Here is a 22,901-nt window from a genome sequence, read left to right as displayed (position 1 = left end):
CTAATGAACAGGTAAATATTATGATTCACGCACATAATCTTATGCTAAGTATATCGGGATGAGGATACTTTATGTTGTTCCCGTTCTCTTTTGTTGTTTCTTTTTGATGGGAGTTGCTGGCAGTCAGGCAAAAATTTCTGCAGATTCCACTTCTTATGAGCATCGATTGGAAGAGGGGATTGATGCTTTTTACAAGTCGAAATGGGTCAAAGCCCAGCGTATTTTTGATGCGTTGAAGCAACAACAGCCAACGGATTCAAGAGCCTATTTCTTTGACTCAATGATTCCATTTTGGAAATACTATTTTGGCGAAAAATCGTCTGAGGCTGCCGAGGAATTTATGCAGCGTTCACAAAAGGCGATTGAAGTGAGTACTCAGCAGCTCAATGAAAACTCCTCAGACACAACCATGGTTTTAATGCTTAGTGGATTGTATGGTTATCAGAGTTTGGTATTAGCAACAGAAGAAAATTATCGGGCAGCGCTTCAAGGGGGGATGACTGGATTTAAATACACCCGGCAGTTACTGTCTATCAATGATGATAATCCCAAAGCTTTAATTGGGAAAGGGATTTTTTATTATATGATAGGCAGTGTTCCCAATGGGTTAAAGTGGGTGACAAATATGGTGGGGATATCGGCCGATATGCAAGAGGGATTGGAGGTTTTGGAACAAGCGGCAAACTCTGACAGTTATATAAGTAATGATGCCAAGATGATTTTGGCCTATCTATACGAGCGGGAAGAGAAGTATGATCGGTCACTGACTCATTTGGAAGAGTTGTGTGAGCGTTATCCTGAAAATATAATTTTTCAATATAACCGAGCCCGGCTGTTAGAAAAAAATAATCAGCCTACGTTAGCCCGCAAAAAGTACCAACAAATTGTGAAAATGAACACGCAAGTATTAGAAATTCTTCAACAAAAAAGTAAGGCGCGTCTTCACAATTTATAACGATCTTTATTAAAAGATGTTTAATAACACAAATGTGAGGCTAAATTTTTGAAAAATAGTATTAAAAGTACGTAATTGAATTTATAATTCAGGATGAAAATTATTGATTGAATTTGAGTAGATGGGCCAAAAGTTACTACCTCTTTTAAATAAAAAAATCATACTTGTGGCTGTCTTTTTGGTGGGGATAGCATTTCAAGAGGGGTATGCCCAGACTACACTTACCTCCGGTGATTTGACCATTGTTACCGCAAATGCCGATGATGACAAAAAGTTTGATTTTGTACCACTCGTTGACCTTGAAACGGGAACAGAAATTTATTTTACTGATGTTCCCTATATCGAAAGTTTAGGGAGTCTGGATTCAGAGTCGAGGGAAGGGGTTCTAAAGTATACTACGCAGGCTAAAGTTGATGCGGGTTCGATTGTTTCTTACAGTGGCTCTGATGGTAATGGCTTTGAACAGATTTCGGGTAATTTTGCTCCCTTAGTCAGTGGTGATAATATAATTTCCTATCAAGCAGATACCGATACTACATTTTTGTATGGCATTGGTTGGGCACGAGGCAGTAGCTGGGATTATAATGAGGGATCAAATACATCCGATATTCCTCCAAACTTAAGTACGACTGCTAATACCATTTTAAATTTAGGCACAACTGATAATTATCAATATGCCGTTGGTTCTGGCACAGCGGGTACGGCTAATACGTTATTAGCTTTGATAGGAGATGAACAAAATTGGATAGATAACGATACAAATGCCTTTTCGCCTTTTGATTCTGACTTTACTCTTTTAGATCCACCCACCATAGCATTTACATCAGAAAAAACTACTGGTGGAGAAGGTTCTACAGTTGATATAGAAATAGAGCTGGTTGAAGCTAATGGGGAGGCAGTCGATGTTGAAGTGGCTTTTGTAAGCGACGCAAGCACGGCAACAAATGGAGAGGATTTTGCAACCTACGCTACTCAAACCGTTAACTTTTCGGACACAGACACTGATGGAACAATCAAGAGTATTGCCATTAATCTAACGGATGATTCTGACTTCGAAGGCTCTGAAAAGGCGGTTTTCCAGTTACAAAATAATTCTACGGGCGCGATCATTAGTCCAAGTACCACTACGTTAACTATAGAAGACAATGATACGCCCCGTATTGTAATTAATGAGATTCATGCTGATCCAGATCCTAATAATGGGGATGCTGATGGTAATGATAATGTAAGTAGCAGTGATGATGAATTTGTTGAGTTTGTAAATAACACATCATCAGATATTGATATTAGCAATTGGACTTTTTCTGATGAATCCGGATTAAGGCATACATTCCCTGCTGGGACATCCATTCCTGCTGAAGGTTCTTTGGTGTTATTTGCGGATGATGAGATTAATCCCAAAGGGAATTTTGGAGGCACCATCGTTCAGGGAAGCAATGAATCACCTACATTAAGTTTGAACAATGGAGGCGATACCATTTATTTGCATGATACAGATGGAAACGAAGTGCTTTCTTTAACATATTCTGCTGCAGATAATGACCAGTCAATTGTCAGAGATCCAGAAATTACGGGTGATTTTGTTGCCCATTCATCGGTAAGTGACAATGATGAGCTTTATTCTCCCGGCACAAAAGTTGATGGCACAGCTTTTGGATCTAAATATGCCATGGGTATTCGTGGCTCTGCGGGATGGCGTCTGCTTTCAACGCCGACTAAAAATACTTCTTTTAAGGATTTATTGGGGGATATTTGGATTCAGGGCATTCAAGGTTCGGATCATGATGGCGCACAATTTAAAAATCTCATGGGCTGGGATGAGGCAAACAAAACATTTACCCCTCCATCTTCAGTTGATGATAACTTAGTTCCCGGTAGAGGGTATGCCGTTTATGTCTATGAGGATGATGATGCAAGAGCATCAGGTATACAGGGCGGTTTTCCCAAATTAGTTAATACAAATCATACTGATGGAACCGAAAATGTTGAAAATGATAGCCCGGTCACGGTCAATGTTACAGCAAATGATGCTGATGGAAGTGGATCCATAGATGGTACTGAAGAAGGATGGAATTTACTTGGAAATCCCTTTGGTACCGATATTTCAGTTGATGCTCTTTTTTTAGCTCTTGAAAATGCAAATTCAAACGTGAATACTAATATTGCTGTTTGGGATCATGATAAATCTGGTGGGCCTGGATATGTACAGCTTAAAAAAGGTGATCAAGAACGATTAGCCCCCTTTCAGGCTTTTTGGGTACGTTATAACACTGATGGCATAGATGCAGATGTGACATTAAACAAAGAGGATTTAGCCGTAAATCAGGGGACTAATTTTATTAAGTCTGCCAGCAGTGAGGAGTTTGAATTTAGTATAGGTTTGCATGGAGAGCAGGGATATTTTGATACGTTTAAATTAGTGTTTAGTGAAGATGGGAATACGGATTTAAATAGATATGACGCTTATCAACTGACCTCGTTAGACGTACATTCTATTAACCTTTATAGTGTTATTTCAAACAATAGAATTACAACGAAGGAGTTGCCTGTTGAGTTGGAAAACGCCATGGAATTTCCTCTTTCTTTTTCTGCGAATGACCGGGATCAATTAACATTCCGGTGGGATGTAGATAGTGATATTCCCAATGGTTGGAGTATAAAATTGATTGATCAAGAATCAGGTAGGGAGATTGATATGAACAATTCACGGGAGTATCAATTTACAGTCAATGCTAAAAGTCAGACTAAAACTGGGGAAGAGGAAAACCTTCTGCATAAAGATACGGGAGAAGAAAAAAAACCTCGGTTCGTATTGTCAATTGATCCCAATATTGGATTAACAAATAGCAGCGAGATTCCTGAATCAGTGAAATTGAATCCCAACTATCCTAACCCGTTTACCAATTCAACGACAATTCCTTTTGAGCTTACAGAACAAGCGGATGTGACGCTAACAGTCTGGAATATGATCGGCCAAAAAGTAGCTACGTTGGTTGATGGGGTTCGAAGTCCAGATGATGATAATGCACCCCGCTGGGACGCCTCCAGCATGCCCAGTGGCATTTATATTGCTCGTTTTGAAGTAAATGGTAATGTGTTTACCCGAAAAATGACGCTAATTAAATAATGCTATGAAATCTGTATTACCCCGTTTTGTAAAAGAAAATTACCAATTGATTTTTGGGATTACAGTGTTTGCGTCATTACTATTTGTAATTCCAGATTCAATGACAGCTCAGCCCGAATTATGGGATGGAGAAGATTCACAGGAGGTTCCTATTGATGGTGGACTTGGAATTTTGGCAGCCGTGGGTGGAGCCTATGCTATTAAAAAATTACGTAATAAAGAATAGCTTTTTTAGATCTGATTTACATTCTCTATCTTCAATGAATCATTTAGTGCAAGAAACTGTTTTAAGCAGTGATCAAATTTTAACCAGAATGGAGTTTTCCTTTTAATACAAATGCAATACAAAAATATTCAGGGTCTCGAAGTACCCGAAATCGGTCTTGGAACCTATAAACTTCACGACAGAGAGTGTTCACAAATCGTACGGCAGGCACTTGATATTGGCTATCGACATATCGATACTGCTCAAATGTATAAAAATGAACGAGCCATTGGTGAGGCACTAAATGTTTCGAATGTGCCTCGGGAAGATATCTTCTTGAGTACTAAAATTTGGCACACCAATTTAGAGGCCGATGACGTCTTGCAATCAACGGAAGAGACGTTGCGGCAGCTCGATACGCCTTATGTTGATCTTTTGATGATACACTGGCCTAACGATCAGTATGATCTTCGTGCTACGATTGAATCGATGCTTGTACTGCGTGATCAAGGTAAGGCAATGAATATCGGGGTGAGCAATTTTCCTCTTCATTTATTGCAAAAAGTTAAAGAGGAGATCCGTGCTCCAATATTCTGTGATCAGGTTGAGTTTCATCCCTTCATAGATCAGCTTGATCTACTGGATTATGCTATTGAAAATGATATTATGATTACGGCATACAGTCCTTTAGCGCAGGGTAAAGTTGTAGAAAACGAAAATATGCAAGAAATTGCTGAAAAATACGGTAAATCACCGGCCCAAATCGCGCTCCGCTGGCTTATTGAACAAGAAAATGTTGTAGCTATTCCAAAAGCTTCGAGTGAAGAGCATCTCCGCGAAAATTTTGATGTGTTCGATTTCTTCCTTGAAGATGAGGATTTTGAACGTATTGATCAGCTCGACAAATCAATGCGTTTGGTTAATCCGAGTTTTGCTCCCAATTGGGGATAAGCTAAAATCTGAGAATAGAATTATTTTGAGCCCTGCATGTTGAATGCGGGGCTTTTTTATTTCAGCCAGAAACTGCTTGAGCTAAAATGTTATTGTCCGAGGGACGGCGCAACTGATGATAGAACGTATAATCTGTATCGTTTTTATATTCCTGAAATTGAGCACCAACGGTATCGCCTAATACAGCTTCGCCCAAAAATGAAATATCTACCTTCCTTACGTTTGTTTCTTCTGGTAGAGTAGCTAACGCCCAATCTACATAATGAACATTATTGACATGTTTGTTAAGGTCTAAATCAGTTTTGCGAACCTCATACTTGTGTTTGTATTTGGGACTTTCTATTTCGGGGAAATCTACCTCAGTTACAGGAAGAACATGTTGGGTATCGTTCGGAGCCATTTGCATAATTTCTTTTGGGATACGAACGGGACGTCGATTTTTAATATTTAAAATCAACCAGTAGCTCAGAGACTTACCGATGACCTCTTGATTACGATCAAGGATTAGAAAATCACGGTGTGCGCGAAGTCCGTCACCGCTCGAAGGCCATGTTTTAATTGTGATGGTTTCTCTCCATTTTGGAAAGCGATCTATCTCAACAGTAAGGCGATGCAGGACCCACGTAAGCTCATTTTTCTGTAGATCTGTGATATCAAACTCGAGCTCCCGTGCATGATTCCCAGCTACTTCTTGCAATAGATTGCAAATAGCTGGCAGGGTAGCTTTTTGTTCAAAATCGATTTCTGAAGCTCTTACTTTAAATGTTTCTTTGTAAGTGATGTTCGACATGGTTCATGGTAATCATTTAGCATTTGGAAAGGAGAAAATACATGTTTCTCACGCGTTTATGAAGCATGAATGGCGTCAAAAATGTAGGTCGGATAATTTATCCGACCTACTCGTACAGATAGAGATAAGTATCTATTTATAGTTACAAAACTAACTTCCTTTTCCACGATGCCACACCCGACTTCCCCAGAGTTTAATATCATCCAGGATAAGATAAATCGCAGGTAGAATGATTAGTGTCACCATGGTAGAAAAGGTGAGTCCGCCAACAATGGCCCGAGCCATGGGGAAATAGGGGGGACCATCACCGCCAATTTGGGTAGTGCCAAAGCAAAGGGGGAGCAGACCAAGTACGGTCGTTCCGGCGGTCATCAAAATAGGGCGCATACGATCTTTACATCCTTTGATGATTGCTTCAAATCGGGTAAGCCCGGTTTCTCGCATTTGGTGGATATGATCAATGAGCACAATACCATTATTAACAACAATTCCCATCAGAATAAGGATACCAATCATAGCCATAAATGAGAAGGTAGTACCAGTAATGGCGAAGAACCAAAATACTCCGATAATTCCAAAAAAGATGGACGTGATAATACTGGATGGGAACAGTACTGACTCAAACAGGGAAGCCATCACTAAGTAAATCAAAAACATGGCCAAAAGAATATTGACCAGCATTTCATCCATAGCTTCTTGGTCTTGCTGGAAGGTACGTCCTTTACTCCAGCCATAGCCTGACGGGTAATTTATTTGGTCAAGGACTGGGAAGATACGTTCTTGGGCCTCCTCCATGGTAATATCGTCGAGATTAATCGTTATACCCAGCGAAGTTTGACGATCTTCTCGCTGAATAGTCCGAGGTCCGCGATCCATCTGGTAGTCGGCCAATGAAGCTAATTGTACGGATTCTCCATTGCCCACATTAACTGGCAAACTCATTAAATCGGTAATCGTTTGTCGATCAGATTTCTGAATCGCAAGTACTACGTCTGTTTCGCCATGCTCACCGCGAACCCGGCGTAAATTCATACCGCGCATTGAGTTGGATACCAGACTTGCAACCTGTTGCGTAGATACATCCATATTGCGGGCACGTTCACGATTCACGCGAACTTGTACTTCTTCAGTGCCGGTCTCAGCCTCCGAACGAACATCAGCTAATCCCGGAACGTCTTGAAGTCGTCGTTCAACTTCTTGAGCAAGATCGGCCAATACATCAGTAGATTCGCCAATGACAAATATGCGGAGCTGCTCACCACCTGTACGATCACGATATTCAAAAGAAGGTTTTCCGATCGCGATTTTTGGCAGTCCTTCTTGTATTTCTTTTTTGATAACGGTGACATCTCTTTCGGCATTGTCATCATCCGTTAACAAAATGGTGGAGGTTGCATTACCTGTCTCGAAATAGGAATATACAGCATCAATCTCGAGTTGCTCCTTGTGAGCGTAGAGAAAATCTTCAATACGGGTTACAGATTCCTCAACTGTTTCAAGGGTATAGGTATCATTGAGATTGTAGTGCAGACGAAGTTCCCGCGATTCAGTGGAGGGGAACATGTCAGTATTGACAAGATTCATTGGAATAGCAACACTGAGGAGTGTTCCCAGTATAACAGCTGACGAAACATATCTGCGCTGTAGCAGCCATCGTAACATATTCCCGTATTTATCTTGTAAAGATTCAATCCAGTTTGATTTATCCGTTTTTTCAGGGGCTGCAATTTTAGATGTTAATAGGGGAATAACGGTAAGTGATATCAACAGGGAAGCACTCAAAGCCAGGATAATAGTTATGGCCACGTGGTAAAGCTGAATAGCAATCATCGAGTCTTCACTGATGATATTTGGCAGAAATACAATGATGGTCGTCAGCGTACCGGCCGTAACCGCCATACCAACTTGTTTTACACCACGTTTTACGGCTTCGATTTTATCATCCATCAAGTTTTGATTGCGATGGATGTTTTCGGTGACTACTACGGCATTATCTACAAGCATACCCACGGCCAGCATAAGTCCCATCATGGAAAGGATGTTGAGCGAAAGATCCAGGAAGTAAAGAAAGCCGAGTGTTACGATTAGGGAGAAGGGGACGGCCAGGGCAACAATCATGGTGGTACTAAAGCGGCGCAAAAACAGGTAAAGGATAATGATAGAAAAAAGGGCACCCAATAGGCCGGCTTTAAACAGTTCTGTAAGGGAGCTGATGATGCCGGTGGCTTGGTTGTGCATCTCAAAGATATTGATCCCCTGCATTTCGGGCAGCTTATTAATCTCATCAATTTCAGCTAATACCCGATCGCCAACTTCTACGGTATTGGCGCCCGACTCTTTAAAGACATCCAGTCCAATGGCATATTTTTGATCAAGATGACGCCCATAGTCGCGTTCGGGACTTCCATACCCAATGGTAGCAATATCACTCAGCCTGAGGTTATCTTCACCGATAATTAAATTTGCAAATTCACCGGGGGTAGTAAGTTCACCGGTAGGACGAACCAGGTAGCGTTTGCCAGCGTCTTCTACTTTACCGGCTGTTACCGAAAAATTAGTTTCACGAAGCTGATTTGCAAGTTCATTTAAATTAACATTATAAGCTCTGAGCCGTTCCGGGATGAGCTCAATACGAATCTGCTTTTTTTCTACCCCATATAGATCCACTTTGGCAACGCCTTGAATACGTTCAATACGCTGTTTGAGGTTGCGATCTAAAAGGTCATAAGCATTAGAAAGATCCCGATTACTCGAAATGCGCAGATTCATCATGGGATTGTCTTGCGCAGAAAACTTATTGATATAAAAGCGCTCCATATCATCGGGAAGTTGATCCCGAATCCCGTCAATTTTTTCTTTTAGCTCCATCGCTTTGAGGCTGATATCGGATCCCATCTTAAACTGTACAAAAATCCCTGCTTGATTTTCGCTCGAGTTGGAACTGATACGTTCGATACCACTAATAGTGGCAATAGCCTCTTCTACGGGACGCGTGATATTTCGTTCTACTTCTTCGGGAGTAGAATTTTGATAAGGTAGGGTAACGTAGGCGCCCGGGAATGAGATGTCTGGAAAATACTCCAGTGGTACCATTCTACTGGCGATAGTGCCGATTATTACAAAACTTATAAATACCATTATCGTGGTAACCGGTCGGCGTAACGAAAGATCTGTAAATTTCATAGCTGTAGGCCCTCCGTTTTAACTGTTAGATTGATCAAGTGCCGGTTTCCGTTTGTACACCTTGCGGTCCATGATGGCATACATTGTCGGTATTACGATCAAAGTGAGCAGGGTTGAGACAATAAGTCCGGCAATTACAGTGATAGCCATTGGAGCCCGCAATTCGGCTCCGTCACCAAATCCTATAGCAAGTGGCAACAGGCCGAGTGCTGTGGTAAGCGTTGTCATAACGATGGGGCGCAAACGCGATTTTCCACCTTCTAATATCGCTTTAATCTTGCTCATTCCACGCTCACGATACTGGTTGATAAGGTCGATGAGCACGATGGCATTATTCACCACAATACCAGCCAGGAGAATTAACCCAATAAATACTACAACGCTAATGGTTGAACCCGTAATCCATAAGCCAAGTATGGCACCTACCAAGGCCAGTGGGATGGTAAATAAGATGATGAATGGGTGGAGCAGCGATTCAAACTGTGAGGCCATCACCAAGTAGACCAAAAAGACGGCCAGTGACAGGGCGAATAGGAGTGATTGGAAAGAATCCGCCATCTCCTCATTTTGGCCAGTAATTTGTGCTTGAGTGCCAGTCGGGATAGCTGTTTGGCTAATAAGTTGTTCAATCTCTTCAGCGGCTGTGGCCAAATCACCATAATTTAGATTAGCTGACACAATAGCAACGCGTTGTTGGGCAACGCGACGTATTTCACTCGGGCCAGTAGCCACTTCGATGTTAGCAATACTGGATAACGGAATAGGTGCTTCACTGTTGGGGTTAATGATAATATTCTGGATATCCTCGACCGACGAGCGATCTTGCTCCTGAGAACGTACCAATACATCAATCTTTTGGTCTCTCCACGAATAGCGCGTCGCTACATCTCCACGAACTTTATTGACAATCAAATCAGCTACCTCATGGACTTGTAACCCAAGAGAAGCCGCCTTGGGACGATCAAATGTAATTTGGATTTCGGGATTGCCTTGTTCCATGGTAGATTTTACATCGGCAAAACGATCATTGGACGACATCTTTTGGAGAACCTCATCGCTCACTTTTTTCAAGTTTTCGAGATCATACCCAGCAACTTCCACCTCGATAGGTGTTTTAAACGTAAACAGTGCCGGGCGGGAAAATTTATATTGTAAACCCGGAATGCGCTGTAAATCTGTGCGCAATTCATTCATCGTTTGTTCCTCAAGTGCCCGATCGGCGCCCGATACCAACGAAACGTTGAGTTCACCCCAGTTTTCACCTCCTTGATTGGGGTTAGCATCCATCTGGTTACCGGTACCCGCAACGGCAAAGGTTGTGTTAATTTGGTTCACATCGTTAGCAGCTTGTTGAACATACTGCATCGCTTTATCAGTTTGCTCAATGGGTGTTCCCGGAGGCAAATTAAATTCCACATTGAATTCACCTTGAGACAGGGAGGGGATAAGTTCCATTCCCAATTGAGGTACAAGCATCAGCGATCCCAGCAGACTTAAGAAGGCGAATGAGATTACAGCAAAACGGTGGCGAAGCGACCAGCGAAGGGCATTGGGATATTTGTCTTCAAGGGTTGAAAACCAGTTCTCGAATCCATTCAATACGGGATTAAGAACAAACATAATGCCTTTGCCAATACCGGAAGTTACTTTCGAACCAATGCTAATGATATAGCTGGGGGCTGTTTCAAAAATGAATAAGCGGGCTGCCCTCATCCATTTACCTACTTTGGTTTTAGGTTCTTTAAGTTTCGGTTTTTCTACTTTTGATTTTTCTCGTCCTGCCAACGAGGAAAGCATAGGAATCAATGTGATAGCCACAACGAGGGAGGCCAGCAGGGAAAAGGTAACTGTCAATGCCTGATCGCGGAAAAGCTGTCCGGCAATGCCATGTACAAAAACGAGGGGAAAGAATACGGCAATGGTCGTAAGAGTTGAAGCAACCACGGCCATACCTACTTCTCCCGCTCCATCACTGGCAGCTTTAAGAGGATTTTTCCCCATTTCACGGTGCCGAGCAATATTTTCAAGCACTACAATGGAGTTATCCACCAGCAGTCCAATGCCCAGTGCAATACCCCCCAGTGACATAATATTGAGGGTGATATCATTACCATACATCAAATTAAAGGTGGCAATAACGGAGACCGGAATTGACAGTGAAATAATAACCGTAGCCCACAAATTGCGCAAAAACAAGAAGAGGATGATAATTGCTAATATACCTCCGATAATACCCGCATCTACCACTTCATCAACCGCAGAAGAAATAAAAGTTGACTGATCAAATACTTTTTGCATAGCCATGCCTTCAGGCAAACGCTCCGATAAGTTGTTCATCTGTGCCTCAACGTTGTTCGCTACATTTACCGTGTTGGCATCACCTTCTTTGTAGATCGCTATTTCTACGGCCTCTTGACCATTTAGGCGTGTGATGGCTTCTCGCTCTTTATATCCCTGCGTGATTTCCGCCAAATCTTTTAAGTATACAGGGTTCCCACCTTGGCTGCTTACTACCACATTTCGGATATCATCAACTGATTTAAACTGATTGAGTGTCCGAACCAGGTATTGTTGTGAACCTTCTTCGAGACGTCCGCCCGAGAGATTTACATTTTCGGCTCCCAATACTTGGTTAATACGTTCAATGGGAACACCAAGATGTGATAACCGATCCTGATTAATATTAACCTGGATTTCTTCCTCCAGCCCGCCGCTAATCTTAATTGAAGCTACCCCCAATGCCGATTGTAAATCTTTTTTCAGTTGCTCATCGGCATATCTACGCAGCTTTTTCAACGTATTAACTTGGCTAATATCTTGTTCATCTTGTAAGCTGGCAAAGTCGACATCCGATGATTGTTGCCTATCATCCTTGAGATAAAAAGCGTATCGCATAATAGGGTCGAGGCTGGGATCGAAACGTAGGATTACGGGCCGGCCTACTTCAAGGGGTAGCTGCAGGGCATCTAACTTTTCGCGCACATCAATACTGGCAAAATCCATGTCGGTACCCCAGGCAAATTCTAAGGTAACATCCGATTGACCAGAACGAGAGATAGAGCGAACCTCCTGTACATTCTTAACCACTCCCAACGCTTCTTCAATGGGTTTGCTTACCAGGTTTTCAACCTCAGCGGGAGCAGCGCCCTCAAAATCCGTACGCACGGTTAGGGTTGGATAGCTGAGCTCTGGCAGTAAATTGATGTTTAGTCGACTCAGTGAAACCATCCCAAAGAGAATGATGCCAATCGTAAACATGGCGATGGTTACCTTTCGGCGAATGGAGAAGTCAATTAATTTCATAGTAGATCCCCGTTAGATAAAATATGCTTATGTGTTATAAGGATATGATTTCAACCATTGCACTGTCTTGCAGGCTGCTTTGACCAATGGTGACCACCGTATCAGACGGAGCCAGCCCTTCGATTATTTCAATATTATTACCATTTGCGTAGCCAGTTCGAATATTTTTTCGATAAGCAAGATTATTCTTGATGACGTACACACTATTTATTCCATCTTCACTGATCACAGCATTCTTTGGAATAGTCAAAGCATTCTGACGAGTATCATAGACGATTTGAACGCGACCAAACATCCCGGGTTTGAGTTGTTTGGTTTCATCTTTTACAGAAACTGTTACCTCAAATGTTCCTGTTTGGGGATCGACAACGGGACTTACTCGAAGTACTTGCCCTTCAAACGTTTTGTTTTTGATGGCGTCTACCTGGATTAATGCTTGTTGACCCTTCTTGATTTTGGACATTTCGTGTTCAGGTACTTTAAGGATGGCAAGAATAGGATCGAAGTCTGTGATTTCGAACACCTCCTGATCCGTATTAATCATGTTACCGGCTTTAATAAGTCGATCAGAAATAACCCCACTGATGGGAGCACGAATTTTTGAATTCTTTATTTTTAGCTGTGCCAGCTCATATTCCGATTTCTGTGCTTCATACTCATATTTTGCATTTTCAAATTCTTGGGCACTAATTAAATTCTTGTTAAATAGTTCTTCCTTCCTATTCAGTTCATTTAACAATCTATCCATAGTAGCTTTCGCCCGTTGTGCTTCCAGTTCCAGCTGCTCATCTTCCAACTCGGCTAATATCTCATTGGTATCCACAAAGTCGCCTTCCTCAACGTGAAGTTTCTTTACAATGCCTCGAACTTTGGATACCACCATGGCTTCATCTTGTGCTTCCAGGGTTGCTGTACTTGAATAGTAAGCAGAAATATCCCCGTTTGAGGCTTTAGCAACTTCTACCGGAATAGCAGCAGTAGAATCTTTGTCAGAAACATTTTTTGATTGTGACTCAGAACCACAAGAAACCGTAAAAATGGTGAGGCTAAATGCTAAACCTAAAACAACCCAACCTGTAAAAGATTTCATATCAATAATCACTTTTTGAACCGTTATTATTTTTGAGAACTATTTGTTTTTCCACTACGTTTTGAATCTCAAAAATGTTACGATGTTTTTTATAGGAGGGAGATTGGACCGACAACTTGATTGCAGGATAGAAGCCTGAAAATGCTAATTATACGTTAGTAAGGAATAAAATAAGGCTGCATGATTGAAATCATACAGCCTGAAAATTGATCAAAAAAAATATAATTAGTTATTAAAATATTCGGGATGCTTTGTATGAAAATCTGTAGACTGCTGATATTGCTGGGAAATTCCCAATAGGGTTCCCTCGTCAAAAAGATCACCAATAAATGTGATGCTCGTAGGTTGACCTTCACCCGTAAAACCATTCGGAACGATCACAGAGGGATGTCCCGTAAGGTTGGTAAGCAGTAGATTATTTCCGCCGTACGTAGGGGATACATACAGATCGACTTCCTGCATCACCGAATCCATTTTTTGGATAAGTACTTGGCGGGCTCTGTTGGCCTGAATGTATTCCACGGCTGGTATAAACCGGGCTGATCGGAATAGATTTGGCCAGGCAGATTTTCCTTGCCGGCGCATTTCATCATCACGGTCAGAGAGTGTAAGTTGGTCAAAAGCAGTGGCGCCCTCGGCCGTTAGAATAAAGCTGAGATCACCAACAGGGTAGTCGGGCAATTCAACAGGAGTGAGTTCTGCTCCTAATTCTTTAAGTTTTGCCAAGGTAAGACTATCGCGACTTCGGTTCTCATAATCGCTGTGAAATGCTGATTCCAGGTAACCAATTTTAAGCGAACTGAGGTCAGTATCTGGCTGATAGTTAAACGGAAGGTTATATACTGTTTGGTCCTTGCCATCGGGACCACGAATGGCATCAAAGACGATCGCGGCATCTTCAACCGAGCGGGTAATAGGGCCGACTTTATCCATGCTCCAACTTAACGCCATAGCCCCGTGTCGGCTCACGCGACCGAAAGTAGGGCGGAGTCCCGTAGTTCCGGTTCTGTTAGATGGGGAGATAATAGATCCCCAGGTTTCGGTACCGATTGCAAAGGGAAACAGGCCGGCTGAGGTCCCCGCCGCTGATCCTGCTGACGAACCGCTTGAACCCTGTTCTAAATTCCACGGATTTTTTGTTGTGCCGCCAAACCAGACATCCCCATAGGCCAGTGCCCCGAGCGTAGTTTTGGCAATGAGTATGGCTCCGGCTTCTTCCAGTTTTTTTGCTACAGTGGCCGTTTCATTTCGCACTTGATCTTTATAGGGAGCCGCGCCCCATGTTGTCTTGTACTCCTTAACGGCAAAAAGATCCTTCAGTCCATACGGAATACCATGCAGCGGGCCGCGATAATTGCCGTTTGTGATCTCCTGATCCATTTTTTGTGCCTGCTGTAACGCGAGTTCTTCGGTAACCGTTACAACAGCTTCAAGGGTATCATCGTATTGTTCAATTCGTTCCAGAAAAAACTTCGTCAGTTCTACAGAAGTAATTTTTTGCTGCTGGATAAGAGAAGCTAACTCTGGTATGGAATAAAAAGCCAAATCGGATTTTGTTTTGGGAAGATCAATATCCGCTGGAATATCCCAGTCATTGGGTTGTTGTGTTTTGTCAAAAGTTTTATCCGAAGGTACGGGATTGAAGTTCAGGGCAGGAGGGACACTGTTATCTAATTTGAGATCCCTGATGTTTTGGTAAGAATTTCGATAATTTTGTAATTCAGTGATCATCGAATCTTTTTCTGCTTGAGTAAACTCAATGCCGATGAGTTTGGAAGCTTCTTCAACGACTTGCGAGGTGATTTCACTATCCAGGATATGAATAGCGGTAAAGGCCAGTATAAATCCCAAAGACAATCCGAAAAGAAGCGTACGATAGCGTTTAATCATGACAACATAATTTGTGAGTGGTTAAATCTTAAAATAGCAGAGTCACGCAAAAATAATAGCGATATTACATGCTTTAAATATTTGAGGCGTAATTTCAGGAATTTCAAAATTGGCTTCTGATTGCTAATACCGTTATTATCAGACATCGCAAAAATTTTACTTACTGATTCAATATCAGGTCTGCATCATTCATGATGGTGCAGTTAAAACGGGAATCCGGTGCTTTTCCTGCTCATTCGGGAGAAAAATCCGGAGCAGTCCCCGCTGCTGTAAGCTCCAACAGCTTTTGACCCTTCAAAACCACTGTTCCGCCCGGAAGGCTTTCGGACGGAACGGGAAGGTTGCCAAAAGTGGAGTAAGCCAGAAGACCTGCCGGTATTGATGACGGGAAAAGCTTTCGGGAGAAAAGCTCAATCCATGATTAATAAACGATTTTTTTATCTCTGTGCAGCGGCATTTTTATTGGGATGGTTCGTGCTGTTTTCATTTTTGGGAGGCTGTCAATCGAATCATAATAAAGATGCTGATTCTCAATCTGATGCCAAAGACCTTTCAGTCCAGTTTTCTGATTCGGTGCATGCCGATTATGCAGAAGGATTTCGCATTACCTATCAGGATGATCATAAGCTGCTGGAAATTTTAAAACCGTTTCAGGACCGAGTGGATACGCTTCGTTACTCGTTGGTGCCACGAGAGATCGTTGATGAGGTTGAGGTTGAAAATACGACTGAAATACCCATCCCCATAAAAAGCTTGTTGGCAACGTCTACAACACATATTGCCTTGGTTGAAATGCTTGATGCTGTTGATGTGATTACGGGAATGGCTGGGGCAGACTATGTTTATAATGAAGATATTCGGAAGGGGATCGGGTCTGGCGATATTGCCAGTTTGCCGCAGGGGGAACTCAACAAAGAGGCGGTGCTGGCTATGGGGCCCGATTTGCTTATGGTATCGGGTGGACAGTCTTCTGATTTTGATAATATTCGGATGCTGATGGATTCAGATATCAATGTGATGGTAAACTCTGAGTGGTTGGAAACGACCCCACTGGGTAAGGCTGAGTGGGTGAAAGTATTGGCGGCCTTGTTGAATAAAGAGACGCTGACGAATAAAAAATTTAATGCGGTTGCTGATAAATATAATCGCCTTCAATCAAAGGTTGATGGCGTTGGGGAAAAGCCGATGGTAATCAACAATATGCCATATAAAGGGGCTTGGTTTGTTTCGGGGGGACAGAGTTTTACGGCGCAGTTTTTACGGGATGCAGGAGCTGATTACCCATGGTACGACTCGGATGAAACGGGAGGGTTGCGAAAGAGTTTTGAGGTAGTTTATGAAATTGGGTTAGAAGCCGATATCTGGATCCATCCCGGGGCAGCAGAATCGAAAGAAGATGTTCTGGCAAAGGATTCTCGCTTCAAGGATTTTAAAGCGTTTAAAACGGGAGAAATTTATAATAATAACAGGAGAATGAGTCTGTCGGGTGGCAATGATTTTTGGGAGTCGGGCGTCGTGCATCCGGAAATTGTGTTGGCCGATTTGATCAAGATTTTTCATCCACAATTATTGCCCGACCACAAGCTTCATTACTATCAAAAAATTGATTGATGAACCGTACCGCTGATATAACGCCACAGCATAAGACGGGGATTAAGCCACTTTATTTTGTGCTATTATTGGTGGCTTTGACGGGATTATTTCTCGTCAACCTCGCTTTGGGATCGGTTGATATTCCGGTAAAAGATATAGTGCATATTTTGTTGGGAGGAGAGTCTACAGCTGATGCCTGGCAAAAAATTATTATAAATATTCGCATTCCCCGGGCTGTAACTGCAATTTTTGCCGGTTGCGCGCTTTCGGTTGGGGGGCTGTTGATGCAGACGCTTTTTCGCAACCCGCTGGCTGGTCCCTCGGTCTTAGGCATTACGGCTGGAGCAAGCTTAGGGGTAGCGATTGTGATGTTGGCAGGAGGAACGATCACCAGCATTTTTGCCATACAGCAATTGTCGGCCATGGGCAGTTGGGTCATTGTTATTGCAGCCAGTTTGGGTTCAGCAGCAGTGTTGCTGTTAATTTTGCTGATCTCTATCAAAGTTCGTGATAATGTAACTCTCCTAATTATTGGACTTATGATCGGTAACCTGACGATTGCCTTGGTGAGTATCTGGCAATACTTTAGTCGTCCGGAGCAAATACAGGATTACTTGATTTGGACCTTTGGCAGTTTGGGAGGCGTGCCGCTCGATCAACTCTGGATATTGGCTGTTGTCTCCCTGATTGGCGGTGGGATTGCCATGGCTTTATCTAAACCATTGAATGGCTTGCTGCTGGGCGAAAATTATGCCCGCAGCATGGGATTATCAGTAACGGGATCTCGTATTTGGATTATTGTGAGCACCAGCTTGTTGGCCGGTGGTATAACCGCTTTTTGTGGTCCCATTGGTTTTGTGGGAATTGCTGTGCCTCACCTTACTCGTTCACTTATGGGCACTAATGATCACCGGGTACTTATTCCCGCCACGCTTCTAATGGGAGCTATCCTGTTGCTGGGGTGTGATATTATTGCTCAGGTCCCTGGATCAACAACTACACTACCGATTAGTGCGGTTACTTCAATGGTGGGTTCCCCAGTTGTGATTTGGGTTATTATACAGCGTAAAAACCTACAGGCCTCTTTTTAATGAGTAATAGTCAGCCTATTATATCGACCCAAGATCTGGATATTGGTTTTCCGGCCAAAGGACGTCGGAAGTTGGCTACGGTTGTAGCATCACGGATAAATGTGGCTATGCAAAGAGGGGAAATTATTTGCCTGTTGGGTCCAAATGGATCGGGCAAATCTACGCTCATAAGAACGCTTTCAGGGTTGCATCGTCCGCTTAATGGGGATGTTATTTTAGAAGGGCACCAGCTAAACCAGTATGCCAATAAACACGTCGCCCGGAAAGTAAGTACCGTATTGACCGACCGTATTACCATTGGAAATATCAGTGTCTACGAGTTGGTGGCTTTTGGAAGATCTCCCTACACCGGTTGGTTTGGATCGCTAAATAAAAAAGATGAAGAAATTGTAGAATGGGCGATTGCATCTGCAGGTATTGAAGAATTTGTCGGTCGCGATGTATTGCATCTAAGTGATGGGGAACGCCAAAAGGTAATGATTGCCCGTGCTTTGGCACAAGATACGCCAGCTGTGCTTTTAGATGAACCTACAGCACACTTGGATCTGCCTAATCGTGTCGAAATTATCCGTTTGCTTCGGAGGTTAGCACATGATACAAATAAAGGTATTCTACTTTCAACGCATGAGTTGGATCTGGCGTTAAAAGCTGCTGATACGTTATGGCTTATCAACAGACAGGGAGAAGTTATTACGGGAACACCTGAAGATCTGGTACTTGAGGGTACTTTTGAATCGGTTTTTGAACGTGATAGTTTTGACTTTGATCGCAGTACGGGATCGTTTCAGTTGCATCAGCCTGCAAAGAAACCGATTTATCTTACGGGGGATACGGTTGGGGTATTTTGGACGCGGCGCGCCTTGGAGCGGGAAGGCTATCAAGTGAAAAAATCGAATGGCACAAAATTGAAGATTAATATTATATCTTCCCAAAATGAATTTCAGTGGGAACTCACAAATGGAAGTTGGGACATTACCTGTAGTTCTATAAAAGAGTTGTTAAATATACTGCGACAAAAATTATCATAAAACGGTTTTTATTTTAAACCGAAAGCCCATACTTTTATAACGCTCTTTGAAATAGTGATCGGTTCCCCATGAAAATGGGGTGAAAAGGGAATTTCGTGCTCCCGAGTATTCGGGAAAATCGGAAGCTGTACCCGCAACTGTGATTCCATTTAAATGTTGTCTCAAATCTTTTATGCCACTATTCCGTCTATTAGGAATGGGAAGGTTAGACAACTGGAAAAGCCAGGAGACCTGCCAATCAATTCTATTTCGAGAAACTTTCGGGAGTTAAAGTTTTAAGAAGATTATAATGACTACTACAAATTCTATGGCTTGCCATAGAGTACTGTATCTTACAGTATTTATGGCTTTTTTTAGCAGTGTATCTTACGCTCAACAAACCTATGTGGCTGATACACTGTCATTTGATGAGATTACGGTCACTGCCACCCGCATTCAACAGCCATTGAACCATCAGCCTACCAGTATTACCTTTATTGATTCTACTCTCATCAGTCTGTTTGAAAACCAGAATATTGGCGAACTGTTAGCGTCTGAGTCTTCTCTTTTTATTAAAAAGAACGGCCCGGGTTCGTTTTCGAATGCTTCGCAGCGAGGACTTTCGTCCGAACAAATTCAGGTGCTTTGGGAGGGTATTCCTATCAACAATGTGATGCTCGGGCAGTCCGATTTATCATTATTATCAGCTGATATGTTTTCAAATATCCAGGTGAGTTCCGGTACACCCAGCACGGCCTTTGGTGGCGGTAGTTTAGCAGGGGCATTGTATCTTTCATCGGATTGGGAAAGCGGTAACAGAGCGTCTTTTCAACAGGGGATTGGCTCATATGGACAGTGGCAGACGTCGATGAAGGGACAATACCAATCCAAGGGGTGGAATTTTTCGGTTCGTAGTCGGGTAGATCACGCCGAAAATGATTATCAGTATTACAATCGAGCCTATAATCGGGAGGAACGGCGTGATCATAATAGGAGTGAGCAAGAGCAGGTTATGGCGACTGTGGCTCATGAATCGGAATACGACTCTTGGGAATCCACGATTTGGTTTGCAGACAGCGACAATCAAATTCCCGGTACTATTCTAAACAATACCCAGGCTCGGCAGGAAGATCGTTCACTGCGCTGGTTAAGTACCTATCAGCGGGAGTGGGGAGAGACCGATATTACAGTGAAAAATTATGTTGACAGAGTAGAGCTCAATTATTTTGATTCCGATATAAATACTGAAAGCTATAGTTCGTATCGGCGATGGATGGTTAGTGCCGATGGCTCTACTCCGTTTAATGAATCTATTTTGTTGAAGGGAGAACTAAGCGGTTCGCTGACCGGTAGTGAGAGTACTAATTATGATGAGGACCATAGTCGCCGTCAGGTAAGTGTGCTTTTCAATCCGGAAGTGGTTCTTTTCAAGGATCGTTTTCGCATCTATCCTGCTCTGCGTGTTGATGCATATAATGATTTTGGAACCGTACTGAGCCCCTCGCTTGGATTAAATTACGAGGTTCTAAACAATAAACTATTTCTGAGGGGGCAACTAAGCAAAGATTTTAATCCCCCAACATTTAATGCTCTTTATTGGGGTAGTGGAGGGAATGCAGACTTGGATGCCGAGCGAAGTAACAGTGGAGAAGCCGGCGTAGTATGGACTCCTTATAGGGCTACTTTTTCGTCGTTAGAAGTAACCGGCTTTTATAGTCAGATAGATCATGGTATCCGATGGTATCCGGATAATAATGGACGATACTCCCCGCTGAACATTGATCAAATTACTACCCAGGGCATTGAAGGGAAATTGGAAAACAGTATTCATTTTGGACCAGGCATCCAGCTTCAGTTGCGGCAATCTATCAGCTTAACAAACACAGAGATAACAGAGCCGCGTTTTTCGGGTGATAACGCCGTTGGACATCAGATGCGATACGTGCCCAAATGGAAATATAATGCTTCTCTGCGTTTACAAAGAAATAAGTTGAGCGGCTTGCTGCAATACCGTTGGATGGGTCGCCGATATACTACTGATACCGAAGAGCTGAGTGCCTCACTTGATCCATACCAGGTAGTGGATGCTACTCTCCAGTTTCAACAAGAATTTTTTGGATTACTAATAGAGGCCCGCTCCAGTGTAAAAAATATTTTTGACCAGGATTATGAAGTCGTACAGTGGTATCCAATGCCACAGCGAAATTTTACTTTTTCACTCACAGCAACATATCAATTCTAATTAACTCGTATGTTTAAACGTTATCTACTTTATTTATTTGCAATTACAATTTTCACCGTATCCTGCGGTGATGACAACAGTACATCTCCCGAACCAGATCCACTGGAAACCACCTCGGTGTATGTGACCAACGAGGGGAATTTTAGTGATGGCAACGGTTCAGTTACCAGTTACGATCCTGCTGATAAAAGTAGCCTTAAAAATGCATTTGAAGATGCCAACAACCGTCCGCTTGCAGGTATCATTCAATCTGCCCATGTAGATGGTGATCGTATGTATTTGGTCATAAATTCGGCCAATAAAATTGAGGTCGTTGACAAAGAAAGTATGGAAAGCCTTGGCACCATTGAAATGTCGGTTTCTCCAACGGCCATTGAAGTTATTGATGATGAAACTGCTTTTGCTACTACGCTTGACTATCAAGCTGATATTGACAGTATTTCTGTTCTTGATTTGTCATCCATGGAAGAGACTGGCCAGCGTATAGGTGTGGGTAACTCTCCGCGTGACATTGTTCGTGTTGGTGATCAGATCTATGTTACCAACAATGGTTCCGGTTATGGAAATACGATTTCGATCATTGATGCAGAATCCAATTCGGTAGAACAGACCATCGAAGTGGGAACTGGTCCCAGCCAGATGGTTGTTGACAATGAAGACCGCATTTGGATAGTCTGTAATGGACGGGTTTCCTATGATGAATCTACTGAAGATGTCCCTGGCAGTATTTACCTTTTGGATGGACAAACCGGGCAAATCCTAAACTTTATAGAATCGGATGATATCGTTGCTTCATCGGGATATAAATACCGGTTAGCACTTAACATTGAAGATGCGCGGGGATATTTGCTCAATAATGGCATTTCAATGATTGACATGAACGATGTTACTCTTTCGGATGATAAATTGATTGATCGAGCATTTAATGCCATTGGTTATTTGGGTCCTGAACAGCGCATTTATGTTGGGCAGAGTAATGGATATAGCCAGCCGGGCCAAGCATTGCTTTATGATTTAGAAGGAGCAGCTGTAGATTCGTTTGCAGCAGGTATAGCGCCCAATGGATTTCATTTTGTCAACGAAAATTAAGGAGAGTTCAATTTTAATTTAAGATTGGATTTTAAATTATATCAGACACAGTGCTCTTTATCATCAAAAGAGTACTGTGTTTTTTTATTTTGTCTATTGGTTTGAGTATTTGGCCAAGTCTTGATTTCTCTTCGTTGTAACTGCTTATCAAGGTAAATTTAAAGTTATCCACAACCCGTTTTAAAATACGGCTGGATTTTTCGAAAAAATATTCTCCCAACCCGTTTTCAATGTGGATAACTCTGGCTTTTTGTGGAAAAGTTTTTGCCTTTTTGACTTGCTCCAAAGTACCAGTCCATTATATTTAATTGATGGAATAAAGAGACATCATTACTGCTTTTCAGTACCTACCAAATTGATATAATTTTTTAAATAAACCGGAGTT

At 42.4% G+C, this 22,901-nt stretch carries 15 protein-coding genes and 2 riboswitches; of the genes, 9 read left to right on the top strand and 6 right to left on the bottom strand.

Translation table 11 applies throughout. The features are described 5' to 3' along the window. The first annotated feature begins 58 nt into the window (after positions 1-58). The 4 genes from AAFH98_RS13025 to AAFH98_RS13010 all read left to right on the top strand — a co-directional run bounded on the left by AAFH98_RS13025 (position 59) and on the right by AAFH98_RS13010 (position 5,238). A complete protein-coding gene (locus AAFH98_RS13025; protein WP_342523168.1) occupies positions 59-955 on the top strand; it encodes a tetratricopeptide repeat protein in 897 nt (298 codons plus the stop codon). Between the two features lie 166 nt (positions 956-1,121). Then, entirely contained in the window at positions 1,122-4,082 is a 2,961-nt protein-coding gene (locus tag AAFH98_RS13020) for a lamin tail domain-containing protein (RefSeq protein ID WP_342523167.1), read from the top strand. 4 nt (positions 4,083-4,086) lie between these two features. Then, a complete protein-coding gene (locus AAFH98_RS13015) occupies positions 4,087-4,308 on the top strand; it encodes a PID-CTERM protein-sorting domain-containing protein (RefSeq protein WP_342523166.1) in 222 nt (73 codons plus the stop codon). 111 nt (positions 4,309-4,419) lie between these two features. Further along, the gene (locus AAFH98_RS13010) at positions 4,420-5,238 is read left to right on the top strand and encodes an aldo/keto reductase (protein ID WP_342523164.1); all 819 of its coding nucleotides are present in this window, start codon (positions 4,420-4,422) and stop codon (positions 5,236-5,238) included. A gap of 61 nt (positions 5,239-5,299) precedes the next feature. Here AAFH98_RS13010 and AAFH98_RS13005 read toward each other — a convergent pair whose 3' ends face one another. The 5 genes from AAFH98_RS13005 to AAFH98_RS12985 all read right to left on the bottom strand — a co-directional run bounded on the left by AAFH98_RS13005 (position 5,300) and on the right by AAFH98_RS12985 (position 15,494). Continuing rightward, the gene (locus AAFH98_RS13005; RefSeq protein WP_342523163.1) at positions 5,300-6,028 is read right to left on the bottom strand and encodes an acyl-[acyl-carrier-protein] thioesterase; all 729 of its coding nucleotides are present in this window, start codon (positions 6,026-6,028) and stop codon (positions 5,300-5,302) included. Between the two features lie 150 nt (positions 6,029-6,178). Continuing rightward, positions 6,179-9,211, bottom strand: a complete 3,033-nt coding sequence (locus tag AAFH98_RS13000) for an efflux RND transporter permease subunit (protein ID WP_342523162.1) — start codon at positions 9,209-9,211, stop codon at positions 6,179-6,181. Between the two features lie 18 nt (positions 9,212-9,229). After that, a complete protein-coding gene (locus tag AAFH98_RS12995) occupies positions 9,230-12,514 on the bottom strand; it encodes an efflux RND transporter permease subunit (protein ID WP_342523161.1) in 3,285 nt (1,094 codons plus the stop codon). Between the two features lie 34 nt (positions 12,515-12,548). Beyond that, positions 12,549-13,604 carry an efflux RND transporter periplasmic adaptor subunit gene (locus AAFH98_RS12990; RefSeq protein ID WP_342523160.1) on the bottom strand — a complete coding sequence of 352 codons (1,056 nt, stop codon included), beginning with the start codon at positions 13,602-13,604 and terminating at the stop codon, positions 12,549-12,551. A 225-nt stretch (positions 13,605-13,829) separates the two neighbouring features. Beyond that, positions 13,830-15,494 (bottom strand): amidase, encoded by a 1,665-nt coding sequence (locus AAFH98_RS12985; protein ID WP_342523158.1) that lies wholly within the window; start codon positions 15,492-15,494, stop codon positions 13,830-13,832. A gap of 158 nt (positions 15,495-15,652) precedes the next feature. Further along, positions 15,653-15,885, top strand: a riboswitch (cobalamin riboswitch). Between the two features lie 26 nt (positions 15,886-15,911). Between AAFH98_RS12985 and AAFH98_RS12980 the strand changes: the two genes are divergently transcribed. The 5 genes from AAFH98_RS12980 (at position 15,912) to AAFH98_RS12960 (ending at position 22,516) form a co-directional block, all read left to right on the top strand. Then, positions 15,912-17,105: an ABC transporter substrate-binding protein gene (locus tag AAFH98_RS12980; protein WP_342523155.1), complete on the top strand. Its 1,194-nt coding sequence runs from the start codon at positions 15,912-15,914 to the stop codon at positions 17,103-17,105. Then, positions 17,105-18,178, top strand: coding sequence for an iron ABC transporter permease (locus AAFH98_RS12975; RefSeq protein ID WP_342523153.1), 1,074 nt, complete (start codon positions 17,105-17,107; stop codon positions 18,176-18,178). Before AAFH98_RS12980 ends, AAFH98_RS12975 begins: the two co-directional genes overlap by 1 nt. Further along, positions 18,178-19,206 (top strand): ABC transporter ATP-binding protein, encoded by a 1,029-nt coding sequence (locus tag AAFH98_RS12970; RefSeq protein WP_342523152.1) that lies wholly within the window; start codon positions 18,178-18,180, stop codon positions 19,204-19,206. The genes AAFH98_RS12975 and AAFH98_RS12970 overlap by 1 nt, the downstream gene beginning before the upstream one ends. Before the next feature lie 42 nt (positions 19,207-19,248). Then, positions 19,249-19,459, top strand: a riboswitch (cobalamin riboswitch). Between the two features lie 36 nt (positions 19,460-19,495). Continuing rightward, positions 19,496-21,427: a TonB-dependent receptor plug domain-containing protein gene (locus AAFH98_RS12965; RefSeq protein ID WP_342523151.1), complete on the top strand. Its 1,932-nt coding sequence runs from the start codon at positions 19,496-19,498 to the stop codon at positions 21,425-21,427. A gap of 9 nt (positions 21,428-21,436) precedes the next feature. After that, the gene (locus AAFH98_RS12960; protein ID WP_342523149.1) at positions 21,437-22,516 is read left to right on the top strand and encodes a YncE family protein; all 1,080 of its coding nucleotides are present in this window, start codon (positions 21,437-21,439) and stop codon (positions 22,514-22,516) included. Between the two features lie 31 nt (positions 22,517-22,547). Here AAFH98_RS12960 and AAFH98_RS12955 read toward each other — a convergent pair whose 3' ends face one another. Then, on the bottom strand, positions 22,548-22,802 hold the full coding sequence (locus AAFH98_RS12955; RefSeq protein ID WP_342523148.1) for a hypothetical protein: 255 nt from the start codon (positions 22,800-22,802) through the stop codon (positions 22,548-22,550). Between the last annotated feature and the right edge of the window lie 99 nt (positions 22,803-22,901).

Source organism: Fodinibius sp. Rm-B-1B1-1 (assembly GCF_038594945.1).
In the GTDB taxonomy this organism is placed as follows: domain Bacteria; phylum Bacteroidota; class Rhodothermia; order Balneolales; family Balneolaceae; genus Fodinibius; species Fodinibius alkaliphilus.
This window is presented reverse-complemented; position numbering and strand designations above follow the sequence as displayed.